Origin of the sequence: Streptomyces sp. NPDC048734 (assembly GCF_043198675.1) — a bacterium.
Lineage (GTDB): Bacteria > Actinomycetota > Actinomycetes > Streptomycetales > Streptomycetaceae > Streptomyces.
In genome coordinates, this window is the sequence record NZ_JBICUZ010000006.1 from 191,936 (window position 1) to 204,828 (window position 12,893).

Below are 12,893 nucleotides of genomic sequence, written 5' to 3' on the forward strand. Positions count from 1 at the left end.
CATGAACACTTCACCCGACCCGGCACCGCTGCCCGCGGCGCCGGTTTCGACCGGTGACACCGACGCGACCGGCCCCACACGGTTCGTCTCCGAAACCTCTCGCTGGACCGGCGCGGAACTGCGCCGACTGGCCGCCCTGGTGTGGCCCGGCCAGTTGCTCGTCGTGGCCGGCATCATCGCCGCCAACGCCCAGCCGCAGATCGCCCAGCACTTCCACACCACGCAGATCGCCTGGTTCAGCCTGTCGTTCACACTGGCGACGATCGTGGCCACCCCGTTCGCGGTGCGCCTGGGCGATGTGCACGGCAAGCGGCGCGTCATGCTCGTCCTGGCCGCCGCCGGGCTCATCGGCGACATCGTCACCGTCGTGGCGCCGAACTACCCGGTGATGGTCCTGGGCCGGGTGATCGGGGGTCTGTACGGGCCGGTCGCGGTCCTCGTCCTGGCCGCGGTCCGTGATCTGTTCCCGCCCCGCAAGGTCGCCATGGCCCTCGGGACGGTCGCCGGTTCGGTCGGCGTGCTCAGTCTGCTCGCCCCGCTGCTGTCGGGCCGGCTGCTGGACGCCTTCGGCTGGCGCGGTGCCCTGTGGTTCCTGGTGGCCTCGACCGTCGTCGCCATCGCCACCCTGCTCGCCGTCCCCGAGACCCCCCTGCGGACCGCGACCGGCCCACTGGACCGGGCGGGCGCCCTCCTGCTCGGCGGCGGCCTCTCCCTGGTGGTCATCGGGATCGGCCAGGGCCGCGACTGGGGCTGGAGCTCCGCGGGGGTCCTCCTCACCCTGGCCGGCGGGGTGGCCGCGCTGGCCGCCTTCGTCGTCGTCGAACTGCGCGTCGCCGCACCGATCCTGGACCTGCGCATGCTGGGGCGCCGCTCCCTGGCCACCGTCCTGCTCGGTTCCTCCGTGCCGCAGGCCGCCTTCTTCGCCTCCCAGGTGATCCTGATCTTCCTCGCCCTCTTCCCGCCCATTCCGCACGTGTCCGACGGTCTGGGCTGGTCCACCACCCGCGTCGCCGTCATCGGCATCCCCGCAGGGCTCGTCACCTTCGCCGCCGGCATCGGCGTCGGCCGGGCGGTACGGACCGTCAGCCCCCGCGCCGTCTGGTACGCCGGCCTCGTCATCCTCACCTGCGGGCTGGTCCTGGCCGCCTTCCACCACGGCAACGCGACGCAGATCATCGCCACCGGCGTCGTCATGGGACTGGGCGGCGGCATCCTGATGGCCGGGCAGCAGACCATGATCGTGTCGGTCGTCTCCGCGGAGGAGCAGGCCGCCGCCAACGGCATGTCCTCCCTGCTCACCCAGGTCTTCCTGGCACTGACCAACCAGATGCTCTACGCGGTCCTGGCCGCGGACTCCACCGTGCTGGACGGCACCGCCTTCTACCACGACCGTGCCTTCACCCACGCCTACCTGGCGATGGCCGCGGTCGTCGCCGTCGGACTGCTCATCTCCCTCGCCATCCCGAGGCTGGCCCGTCCCGCGGACGTCGCGGCCCGTGACCTCGATCCGGCACCCCCCGGATCCGAGGCGCTCCGGTCCGCCTGACCGCACCTCCCGCTCACCGCCGGCCCCCTCCCCGAGAGGACCCTCCTTGTTCAGCACCACACCCACCCACCTGCGGGTCGAACACCTCGACAGGCCCCTGGGCATCCACGTTCGGTGTCCGCGCCTGTCCTGGAGACTCCCGCACGGATCGCGTACGCAGACCGCGTACCGGATCGAGGCCGGGGACTGGGATTCGGGGAGGGTGGACTCGGCGGTCAACACCTACGTCCGGTACGCCGGCCCCACGCCGGGGTCGGCCACCCGGATCCCCTGGCGGGTCAAGGTCTGGACGGACCTCGGCGAGAGCGACTGGTCGCAGGCCTCCTGGTGGGAGACCGGCCTCCTGGAGCCGCACGCATGGCAGGCCCGGTGGATCGAACCGGCCGAGCCGGAACCCGCCGCGGCCGGCCTCCGCCCCGCCCACCTGCTGCGCCACGCCTTCACCCTCGGCAAACCCGTCCGCGAGGCCCGCCTGCACGCCACCGCCCACGGGATCTACGAGGCGTTCCTCAACGGCCACCGGGTCGGGGACGCCGAACTCACCCCGGGCTTCACCGCCTACCGCTCCCGCCTCCAGGTGCAGACCTACGACGTCACCGGCCTGCTGGTCCAGGGCGACAACGCGCTCGGCGCCGTACTCTCCGACGGCTGGTTCCGCGGCCGCCACGGCTTCGCCCGCGAGGCCGACGGCTTCGGTACCCGCACCGCCCTCCTCGTCCAGCTGACCGTCGGGCATCCCGACGGCACCACCACCGTGCTGGGCACCGGCCCCGGCTGGCGCGGCACCGCCGGCCCCGTCGGTGCCGCCGACCTCATGGACGGCCAGGAGACCGACCTGCGCGTCCACGACCCGCGCTGGGCGACGGCCGGCTTCGACGGCCACCCGTGGCACCCGGCGCACGTCGCCCACGGCGGCCTCTACGACGACTTCACCCGCCTGACCGGTCCCCTCGCCCCACCCGTCCGCCAGGTCGAGGACGTGCGACCGGTCGCGGTGACCCGGCGGGGGCCGGGACGGCACGTGGTGGACCTGGGGCAGAACATCAACGGCCGGCTGCGGCTGACGAACCTCGGCCCGGCCGGCACCCGGCTCCGCCTGGTGCACGGCGAGGCCCTGGACGAGCACGGCGACGTCACCACCGACAACATCCGCGCCTTCGACTGGACCACCCACCGGCCGCTGCCCGCCGGTCAGACCGACACCGTCACCTCCGCGGGGCGGCCCGGCGAGGTGTTCGAACCCCGCCACACCACCCACGGGTTCCGCTACGTCCGGGTCGAGGGCCACCCCGGCCCCCTGACCGCCGACGACGTCACCGGCGTCGTCGTGCACAGCGACCTGACCCGCACCGGCTGGTTCACCTGCAGCGACGAACGTCTCAACCGCCTCCACGAGGCGGCGGTGTGGAGCATGCGCGGCAACATCTGCGACGTGCCCACCGACTGCCCCCAGCGCGAGCGCGCCGCCTGGACCGGCGACTGGCAGGTGTTCGTCCCCACCGCCGCCTTCCTCTACGACGTCGCCGGCTTCACCGCCAAGTGGCTCGCCGACCTGGCCGCCGACCAGTGGGCCGACGGCACCGTCCCCAACTTCGTCCCCGACCCCGCCGACGAGGCCGCCCGCCGCGGCTCGCCCGAGGGCGGCATGAACGGCTCGGCCGGCTGGGGCGACGCGGCCGTCATCGTCCCCTGGGAGATCTGGCGCGCCTACGGCGACCTGGACCTGCTGCGCACCCAGTACCCCTCGATGTGCGCCTGGGTGGACTTCGCCGCCCGCCAGGCCCGTACCCGCCGCCACCCGGACCGCGCGGCCTCCCGCCCCCGCGCCGCCGCGCACGAGGAGTTCCTGTGGGACACCGGCTTCCACTTCGGCGAGTGGCTGGAGCCCGGCGTCGCCCCCGACCTCGACCCCGCCCGGGACCGCGGTGACGTGGCCACCGCCTACCTGCACCGCTCGGCCGACCTGCTCGCCCGTACCGCGGCCCTGCTGGACCACCGGGACGACGAGACCCGCTACCGACGCGTCGCCGAGGGCGCCCGTACCGCCTGGCGGGCCGAGTACCTCGTCGCCGACTCCTCCCCCGGTGAACCCGTCACCGCTCCCGACACCCAGGCCACCCTGGTGCGTGCCCTGGCCTTCGGGCTCGTCCCCGAGGCCGTACGCGCCCGCGCCGCGGACCGGCTCGCCACCCTGGTCCGCTCCGCGGACACCCACCTGAGCACCGGTTTCCTGAGCACCGGCCTGCTCCTGCCGGTCCTGGCCGACCACGGTCACCTCGACCTCGCCCACGAGCTCCTGCGGCAGCCCACCCCACCGTCCTGGCTCGCCATGATCGAGCGCGGCGCGACGACCATCTGGGAGGACTGGGACGGCGTCGACGAACGGGGCCGCCCCAAGATGTCGTACAACCACTACAGCAAAGGGGCCGTCGTCTCCTTCCTCCACCAGTACGTCGCCGGCATCCGTCCGCACCCGGTCCCGGACCCGGCCGCTGCCGGCCACCGGCGCTTCGTCATCGCGCCCCGGCCCGGCGGCGGCCTCACGTGGGCCTCGGCCCGCCACGACTGCCTGCACGGGCCCCTCACCTGCCGATGGCGGCGGCACGGTGACGAGTTCACCGTGACCGTGACCGTTCCGCCCGGCACGACGGCCGAGGTCCGGCTCCCCGGAAGCGAGCCCGCCCTCGCTCACCCCGGAACCCACACCTACACCGTCACCTGGCCACGCAGCTGAGGCGGGGGCACGAGGCGACGGCACCTGGCGGCCGCATGCTGATGCTCCATCAACGTCTGCAGGAGGCAGGACAGGTGGGGACTTCGACAGAAGTCCGGGTCTGACCGCTGTGAGACGGGGAAGGCGACCGGGCATGGATGCGGTGGCGATGACGACGACGTACGCGCGGCGCCTGGCCGTGGTGCTGGCGGCCCTTCCCCTCGTCGCGGGGTGCGGCAGCGCGGGACACGACGGGCGGGACGACGCTCCGACGGCCGGAGGGCAGCCGCTCACCGGCCCGGGGGCGCACCTGGTGATCACCACGGACAACGGGGTGCGTCTGCGGCCCGCGGACGGTGACCGGGTGGTCGTCGACCGGGGCGTAAGTCACCACTGGACGCACCACGACGACACCTGGGTCATGGACCTGTCGTGCGCCCGGCCGCCCGAGGCGGACGGGCCGTGCCCGCGCATGCCCGAGGTCGATGTCCCCGCCGGCGTGTCCGTCACCGTCACCGCCCGCAACGCGGGCATCGACGTGGCGGGCATCGACGCCGCCCTGAACCTGACGACCGTCAACGGTGACGTGACGGTGACCGGTTCCGAGGACGGAGAGGGCGCGGCGGTACGGCTGGCGACCCGGAACGGTTCGGTGCGCGCGGACGCCCTTCGGGTGACGACGCTGCGCGCGGAGACGGTGAACGGCGACGTGGTGCTCCACTGCGCCACCTCGCCGACCGGCGTCGCGGCGGCCGGCACCAACGGCTCGGTCCGCGTCGTCGTGCCGCACGACGCGCCCCGCTACCGCGTCACGGCGACCACGGGCAACGGCCGGCCGTCGGTGACCCTTCCCACCGACGGCACGCAGGACGACCACACCATGACCCTGACCACGGTCAACGGCGACGTCGGCGCCGCCCGGGAGTGAGGCGCCCGAGAACCAGTCGGCCTCGCCTTGTCCGAACACCTGCCTGGCCGGCGCCCTCCGCCGTTGGACCGGCGAAGTGGTGCCCGGCGACCGCGCAACCGTCCTCGTCCACGCCGCCGCCACGGACCGGGCCGCGCCGGCCGCACCGCGGCAGCGCCACCGCGCGCGGCGCTGCTCACCTGATCAGCGCCCGTGGTGATCATCACCCCGGCGGTGATCACGCCTGTCGTGGTCACCACGGTCGCGGTGGCCTCCGTAGCGGTCACCTGCGCCCCGTGATCGTCAGCGCCGTCCCGTGAGTCCTGCCGAACCGGCGGCAGCCGTCTCCAGCTGACCGGGTACGGCGGCCGGCAGCGCGGTGAGGGCTCCGGCGGGCGGGTTGAGGTTGACGGTGCCGGACCGGACCTTGACCGTGCTGACCACCCGGCTCTGCGTGTCCCCGATCAGCAGGCAGGAGTCGAACGCCTCCTCGCGGACGTAGATCCGAGGGCCGTTCACGTCGGTCCAAAGGGTGCCGTCGGCGGCTTCTCCGTAGATGTACGACCAGGTGTTGCCGGTGTTCAGGACGTACGCCTCGCCGCCGGGCGGGATGTTCCACCAGCCGCGCGTTCCCCAGCGGCCGTACTCGGCGCAGGTGTCGGGGCTGAAGAAGAGGATGGCGGTGGAGACGGTCAGGTGGTATCGGTTGCGGATGCGGAGTTCCATGATCAACGATCTCCTTCCTGGAACCGTACGCGGAGTGGCCTGAGGTCTACGGCCTCATTGCACGGGGGGAGTTCGTGGGCCGACATCCCGTCGCTCTCAGCGGAGCGGGACGACAGCGGGGCGGCGCCGAAGGCGGACGTCGGATCCGTCGGCCGCGGCTCGCCCCCCTGGTGCTCCTGGAACTGCTGTCGCAGCGGCCTGAGCTCGACCCCTCCGTCGTCAGCCGGAAGCTGCTCGTCTGTTCGCGGAGCAGAGCCGCCGTCCCTCGACGACTCGGCGTTCTGAGCCGCGTGGAATGCCGCCCACAGGTCGGCGTCGGCCCGGTGCGACGATGCCCCGGTATCGAAGTCGCTGGTGGGATCAGGCTGTTTTCGCAGGGCGCTGTCGCTCATCTTTCCTCCTTGTGTCCGTTGATCCGACAGGTGGTGGAAGAGGGCGTGAGGGGGCACGGTCCGATGCGTCAAATTCCGCTCGAACGCCCTCATTTACCACGATAGAACCGTCTGGGTCATCCGGCATCACCCCGAGCGGGGGGCACGCTCGACCGATGTGCGAGAGCGGCAGACGAACGGCCCTTGCGGCGCAGCAAGGGGACGGCGGCGAGACCTCGGTGCGTGCGGTCCGCTCGACGAGGCCCGCGCTCTCATCAGCACCCTCGCACCAACACCCGCCCCGACGGCGCCTGTCCGCTTTGCGCGGCGGTGTGGTCGGTTTGCGAGCCCTCTACGGGAGTGGGTCACTGGATTGAGAGAAACGACCAAGAAATTCTCATTCGAGGGAAACTTCAATGGTTCACCATCGTACTGTCCAGAATTCCACGACCGCGGTCTGGTCGGAGTTCTGCGCCGTCGCCCCCAGTCCGGAACTGCGCGAGAGGATGCGGCAGGAACTCGAGCGGGTCCGAGGGGAATCGGACCTGACGAGCATCTTCAGCCTCGGCGGTCCTCCCCGCGTTCTCGGATTCGACGACGGCACCATCGTCCCGCCCGACGAGTTCCCCCCTGGCACTCCGCACGAAGCCATCCGTACCGCGGCCGCCGCCCGCTCGCCGCTGAGCGGCGTGGTACGGGTCGTCGTCGTCCTCGCGGACTTCCAGGACAAGCCGATGACCACGGACAAGGAACACTTCGAGAAGCTGTTCTTCTCCCTCGGTGAACTCCCGCACGGCAGTGTCCGCGACTACTACCGCGAAGTGACACACGGTCTGGTGGACATCGTCGGCGAGATCATCGGTCCCGTCCGGATGCCGCAGAAGCTCTCCTGGTACGCCAACGACAACTTCGGCATCGGACGTCCGACGGGGCAGGCGCGGGCGCAGATCATGGCCCGGGACGCCGCCGTCGCCGCCGACCCCCTCGTCAACTACGCGCCGTACGACAACGACGGCAATGGTCTCGTCGACGCCTTCATGGTCCTGCACGCCGGTCCTGGCGGCGAAGCCACCGGCGACCGGGGGGACATCTGGTCGCACAAGTGGGTCCTGCCGAGTGCGTACAACGCCGACGGATCCCGGATCTACGGTTACCTCACGATCCCCGAGGACGCCAAGATCGGTGTCTGCGCCCACGAGTTGGGGCACCTGCTGTTCGGCTTCCCCGACCTGTACGACATCGACGGTTCGTCGGAAGGGGTCGGCCGCTGGTGCCTGATGGGCGGTGGTTCATGGGGCGGGGGCGGTGAGGTTCCGACACACCCATCGGCGTTCTGCAAGATCCAGCAGGGGTGGGCCAAGGCCGTCAACGTCACGAGTGACGGGGCCCTGTCCGTCCCCGACATCAAGAGCGGCTTCGAGGCGTACCGGTTGTGGACGGACGGCCTGCCGGGGAACGAGTACTTCCTGCTGGAGAACCGCCAACGCACCGGTTTCGACGTGTCGTTGCCCGCTGGGGGACTTCTGATCTCGCACATCGACACCGGTCAGCGGGACAACTCGGACGAGAACCACTACATGGTGGGACTGGTCCAGGCCGACAACCGGCGCGACCTGGAGTGGGGGACGAATCGCGGTGACGACGGCGACCCCTACCCCGGGAGCACCGGCAACACCTCGTTCACCGCGTCGAGCAACCCCGGGTCCCTGTCCTACGCCGGAGCCCCGACCGGTGTGTCCGTCAAGGACATCTCGGTGTCGGCAGCGACGATGACCGCCACGGTGTCGGTTTCGGCAGCGGGCACCGTGCGCGAACCGCTCGGTGCCGCGGCCCGCCAGGAGGCGAAGGCCGTACCGGAGCTGGTCGAGGCCCTCCACGATCTCCAGGAGCGGCTCGCCTCCCTGGAACACGCCGTGTCGAACTCCACCTGGGCAGGGGCCGAGGCCTTCCTGAGGCAGAGCCCGCGACCCGAGCCGAGGGAGACGGCGAGTGGCTCACAGTCCCTCGCCAAGGCGGGCGGCGTAGAGAGCATGTACCGGCACAACGGCCCGTCCCGGCAGTGATCGTCAGTCATGGTGCAGGCGGTCGACAACCGTACCGATCTGACCGCACGGCTGGTCGGCACGGGTCCGCATCCGCGGCTGGAGGCCTGGGACCAGGCGGAGGTGGCCGTACTCGACGCCGAGCCGGTGGCCGGTTACTCCGACCTGCTGTCGGGAAACGTCGGACAGCACATGCTGCTCGCCGTACCCAGCAGACTCCTGGCGGACGCGGTACCCGGGTCCACCATCCGTGTGAGGGCCAGGCTGGCCGCAGGTGAGGCAATGGCCGAGAGCAGGCCTCCTCCGGGGCGTTTCGCCGTCGAACCGCCGCTGTGAGAAGCGTGCGCCGGTGAGGGGGACGGACTCCGCCGGTCCCCTCACCTCGGGCACACCCACACCTCGGGCACACCCACCGGGACCGGGTCGGCGTGTGCCGGCAGCCGCTTACGACCGGAGCCCGACAACCCGCGCAATCACCTCGTCCTGATCACCTCGGCTTGGACCGTCCGCCGTGCGCCGTCCCGGTCGACACCCCTGCCGCGGTCCTCACCGCAGGCGAGGACGGACGCTGGGGGTCGGCGGTTCCGGCAACCGGCCGTGGCTGCACCTGGACTTCGCGACCATCGACGACGGCAACGGCGCCGGCGTCGAGCTGGAACACCGGGCCGACACCGAGGGCGGTCCGAGCGGCGCACCGGTGTTCGCGTGGTTCAACGGATCGCCCGACGCCGTCGGCACCGTTCCAGGCAGGACTTTTCGTCATTCAGAGGTCAACAGGCCCATCGGTACGGGACGTCGTTCCCTCGCAGCGGGGCAGGACGGGACCGAGGCAACCGCTACAGCGGGCCCCGGCTCGTCAGTTGCTTCAGCACCTCGGCCGGCGGCACCCTTCTCGCCTGCTCCAGAGCCGCGCCCACGGCTTCCAGATCGGTGCGCACCTGGGCGTCCTCGGCTCCGGCCCGCTCAGCGAGTTCGTTCAGCAGGGCCCGCCCCAGGTCGACGTCCTCGTCACTGACGACGGACCTCTCGCCCTCGAACCGCTCCCCCGCGCGCTCGATCAGGGCGGCGGCCCGCCCTGCCAGGCGCTCGTCGGTGAACAAGATCGAGGCGACGGGCAGCTCTACCCGTTCGATGAGGGCGATCCACTCGCGGCCCGCCTCGGTGCTCGCGAGCACTTCCTCACGGACTCCGCGCAGCGCGTCCACCTCGGTCCGGCGCCTGAGCAGTTGCAGACCGATCAGGTCGAAGGCGCAGACGCTCTGCTGGGCGAGCGCCAGCAGGCCCGCTTTGGCGTCGCGCTTGACGAGGGTGGGGTCCGGCGGGTGGAAGGAGTCCTCCACGGTATCGACCGGCGGGCCCGTCTCGAGGGTGAAGCCGTAGGTCTTGCGCAGCGCGGGATCGGCGATGTGGCGGCTGTAGGCGTAGTCGCTCTGTACGCCGGTGGTGGCGTACAGAGCCCGGCCTGTCTGCGGTGTGTACGCGCGCCCGCGTACTGCCGCGATCGCGTCGACGACCCGTTGCCCGACCGTCGTGAAGCGGAGCAGGTCCTCGGGCGTGATGTACTCCCGATGCCCCGGGACGCCGATGGGCGCACAGGTTCCGGTGGGCAGGCTCGTGAACCGTTGTGCCGGATCGCTGGTCTGGTTGTGGGCGTGACCCCACGGGTACAGGACGAGCTCCGAGAACGAGTGCACGTCCACGAAAGTGTGGATGGCCTGCGTGTCCAGCAGGTACTTGACGTTACGGGTCTCCGGCTCGGAGAACGCGCCGGACCCGACGAAGACATCGCTGCAGGGACTGCAAGAGGTCTGCCCCTCGGTCACTCCCCAGAGCAGGTCCGCGTTGCGGTTGAGATCGACCCCGTCGCACGAGGTCCCCGGGTTGTCGCGGAGGTTCTTGCGCCACATGTTGTCGACCGTCAGCACCTGGTTGCGGCCGTCGGGATTGGAGCAGGGCACGAACCAGAGGTCGAGGCTCTCCAGGACGAGTCCGACCTCCTGAGCCGTCCAGGCACGGCCGCCGTACACGACGTCGGTACCCTTCAGGCAGCTCACGACGAGGTCGACGGCGAGTTCCACCAGGGCGTCCGGGTTCATCAACTCGCGGGCGTGGGTGCCGCCCACGAACAGGACACCTCGACGGTCTCCGCCCTCGCCGGCCCGCAACCGCAGGGCGAACACCGGGCGGCCCCCGACGGAGGTCTCGGGCAGTCGGGTCCTCGTGCACAGCTGGGGGAACCACGTGGCGAGGAGCGAGATCACGGAGTCGAGCTGGGGGACCGTTCGATACATCACGTGCCTCCCGACCGCTCGACGCCCCGGACGCGCTCCTCCAGCCAGGCCCTTACCGAGTCGTCCTGCTCCACCAGTTCGGCGGGGAGGGGTCGCACGGGCACCTGGGCGTGCAGACGGACTTCGTAGCCGCTCTCCAGCAGTCGCCGGCACTCCTGCGGGGAGACGACCACCCGGACCCCGCCCTCCCGATCGGGGATCCGGTCCAGATCCAGATCGGCGACGCCGAGGAGATCACGGTTCGTCGCGCCGGGGTGGACCGTGGCGTCGAAACGCACCGTGGGGTTCTCACCCCCGGCGTCCCGGGGCGGAGGCTGCTGTGGGTGTTCGGACGGTTCGCTCATGTCCGTCTCCCTCGGTGCGTTTCCGTCTGCCACCAGGACCGCCGACACCCGGCAGGTAAGCACAAATCAGACATTTCATCGTCACTGACATGGTCAGACGAGTCCGGTCCGCTGTCAACTCCGCTGCGACAAAAGGCAGTCCGTATCTCCGGAACGGCTGGAGCAGCGCCGTGTTGCAGGCCCCCGCACCCGGTGGGACGGTGGACGGGAGGGCGTTGCCCAGACAGCGGCCCGGCAGGAACAGCCCTGCAGGCGACGGCTCGCGCGTCGATACGCGGCCGAACCGCGACCCACCGCTCCCGGAAGCCCGGCACTGGTTTCGTCGGCGTGCGTCCCCTGGTCGAGGAAGCGCACAGAAAGCGGGAAATCCGATGGCGAACGAACCCTTGAACAGGCATGCCTTCGGCGGACAGCCGCCCCGCCGCGATGGGGGCCCGTCGGGCCGGGGCACTGAGTACACCGGCCGGTACGTGGTCCTGCTCGACCTGGGCAACCAGCAGAGCGGTCTGAGCGCGCTGCGTTCCGCCGCCGACATCGCGCCCGTGGAGCGGGTGAGCGGAGCCGAGACCACCAACATCGCCGAACTCCTGGAGAACCCCGACGTATCGGTCCACTTCGAAGAACTCGGCGCCGCCGTCGTCGAGGTGCGGGCCGACCAGCGCCACGCGCTGGTGACCACGGCCGAGGCCGATCCGTCGATCATCGCGGCCGAACCGGAACGCATGGTCTACGCCTCGGTGATCACCGCCCCGCAGCAGGCACCTGCCGAGTTCTTCCCGGCCTACCGCAGCGACGAGGAGACGGTCGAACGTCACACCAAGGCCGAGATGGCCGTTGCACAGGGGCCGGCCCCTGACGAGCAGAAGCTGACCTGGGGCCTCCAGGCCATCCGTGCCGGCCTGTCCAGCCTGACCGGACGCGGTGTGAAGATCGCCGTCCTCGACACCGGCGTGGACACCGGCCACCCGGACCTGGCCGGACGGATCGAGGACACGGCCTCCTTCGTGTCCGGCGAGACGGTCGAGGACGGCCACGGCCACGGCACGCACTGCATCGGCACCGCCGCCGGCCCGGCCAACCCCCAACAGGGGCCCCGCTACGGCGTGGCGACCGAGGCCCGGATACTCGCCGGGAAGGTGCTCAGCAATGCGGGCAGCGGCGCCGACGGCCAGATCCTGGCGGGCATGGCCTGGGCCGTCAGCCGGGGCGCGCGAGTGATCTCCATGTCGCTCGGCGCTCGCGTCCGGCCAGGTGAGCTCTTTCCCCAGACGTACGAGCAGCTGGCCCAACGCACTCTCAAGCGGGGGACGCTGATCGTGGCCGCCGCGGGAAACGAAAGCCAACGCCCCCAGTCCGTCGAACCCGTCGGCCGACCCGCCAACTGCCCCTCCATCCTCGCGGTGGCCTCGCTCGACCAGTCACTCACGACATCGTTCTTCTCCTGCGGCGCCATCAACGGCGCGGGCGGCGAGATCAACATCGCCGCGCCCGGCAGGGACGTGCACTCGGCCGCCCCCGGCGGCGGATACCAGTCGATGTCGGGTACCAGCATGGCCACGCCGCACGTCGCGGGTGTCGTCGCACTGCTCGCCGAGGCCAACCCCAACGCCGGCTCGGTCGGCCTCAAGGCCAGTCTCCTGTCCGGTGCCTTCCCGCTGACGCAACCCGTCGAGGATGTCGGCTCGGGTCTGCTCCAGGTCCCGTGAGCGAGTCTTCGCGGTCCGGACCGGTCGGAGTCGTTCTCGCAGTCGACCCCGACCGGTTCGCGGAAGTGATCGAGGCCGCGCGACGGGCCGGGCTGACCGTCACGGGCGAGCAGCCGGTCCTCGGCACGCTGTCCGGAACCGTCGCCGAGGACCGGATCCCGGCTCTGCAGGAGGTCGCCGGAGTCGAAGCAGTGGACCGGGACCGCACCATCCACCTGCCCCCGCCCGACTCCCCGATCCAGTAGGT

General features: G+C 71.2%; 10 protein-coding genes. 7 read left to right on the forward strand and 3 right to left on the reverse strand.

From position 1 onward, the window contains the following. The first annotated feature begins 1 nt into the window (after window position 1). The 3 genes from ACGFQC_RS18135 (at window position 2) to ACGFQC_RS18145 (ending at window position 5,187) form a co-directional block, all read left to right on the forward strand. The gene (locus tag ACGFQC_RS18135; protein ID WP_363090565.1) at window positions 2-1,546 is read left to right on the forward strand and encodes an MFS transporter; all 1,545 of its coding nucleotides are present in this window, start codon (window positions 2-4) and stop codon (window positions 1,544-1,546) included. Window positions 1,547-1,592: 46 nt separating this feature from the next. After that, window positions 1,593-4,280: a family 78 glycoside hydrolase catalytic domain gene (locus ACGFQC_RS18140; protein WP_363090564.1), complete on the forward strand. Its 2,688-nt coding sequence runs from the start codon at window positions 1,593-1,595 to the stop codon at window positions 4,278-4,280. A 133-nt stretch (window positions 4,281-4,413) separates the two neighbouring features. Further along, the gene (locus tag ACGFQC_RS18145) at window positions 4,414-5,187 is read left to right on the forward strand and encodes a DUF4097 family beta strand repeat-containing protein (protein WP_363090563.1); all 774 of its coding nucleotides are present in this window, start codon (window positions 4,414-4,416) and stop codon (window positions 5,185-5,187) included. A gap of 282 nt (window positions 5,188-5,469) precedes the next feature. Here the strand turns inward: ACGFQC_RS18145 and ACGFQC_RS18150 are convergent, their stop codons facing one another. Further along, window positions 5,470-5,892: a hypothetical protein gene (locus tag ACGFQC_RS18150; RefSeq protein ID WP_363090562.1), complete on the reverse strand. Its 423-nt coding sequence runs from the start codon at window positions 5,890-5,892 to the stop codon at window positions 5,470-5,472. 787 nt (window positions 5,893-6,679) lie between these two features. Between ACGFQC_RS18150 and ACGFQC_RS18155 the strand changes: the two genes are divergently transcribed. Further along, a complete protein-coding gene (locus ACGFQC_RS18155; RefSeq protein WP_363090561.1) occupies window positions 6,680-8,326 on the forward strand; it encodes a M6 family metalloprotease domain-containing protein in 1,647 nt (548 codons plus the stop codon). Window positions 8,327-8,335: 9 nt separating this feature from the next. Further along, on the forward strand, window positions 8,336-8,641 hold the full coding sequence (locus ACGFQC_RS18160) for a hypothetical protein (protein ID WP_363090560.1): 306 nt from the start codon (window positions 8,336-8,338) through the stop codon (window positions 8,639-8,641). 500 nt (window positions 8,642-9,141) lie between these two features. Here the strand turns inward: ACGFQC_RS18160 and ACGFQC_RS18165 are convergent, their stop codons facing one another. Both ACGFQC_RS18165 and ACGFQC_RS18170 read right to left on the reverse strand, forming a co-directional pair. Next, a complete protein-coding gene (locus ACGFQC_RS18165) occupies window positions 9,142-10,596 on the reverse strand; it encodes a M14 family zinc carboxypeptidase (protein ID WP_363090559.1) in 1,455 nt (484 codons plus the stop codon). After that, on the reverse strand, window positions 10,596-10,940 hold the full coding sequence (locus ACGFQC_RS18170) for a hypothetical protein (RefSeq protein WP_363090558.1): 345 nt from the start codon (window positions 10,938-10,940) through the stop codon (window positions 10,596-10,598). The genes ACGFQC_RS18165 and ACGFQC_RS18170 overlap by 1 nt, the downstream gene beginning before the upstream one ends. A gap of 371 nt (window positions 10,941-11,311) precedes the next feature. On the opposite strand from ACGFQC_RS18170, the gene ACGFQC_RS18175 reads away from it, so the two are divergent. Next, window positions 11,312-12,646, forward strand: a complete 1,335-nt coding sequence (locus tag ACGFQC_RS18175; RefSeq protein ID WP_363090557.1) for a S8 family serine peptidase — start codon at window positions 11,312-11,314, stop codon at window positions 12,644-12,646. Continuing rightward, window positions 12,643-12,891, forward strand: a complete 249-nt coding sequence (locus ACGFQC_RS18180; RefSeq protein WP_363090556.1) for a hypothetical protein — start codon at window positions 12,643-12,645, stop codon at window positions 12,889-12,891. The genes ACGFQC_RS18175 and ACGFQC_RS18180 overlap by 4 nt, the downstream gene beginning before the upstream one ends. Window positions 12,892-12,893 lie beyond the last annotated feature (2 nt).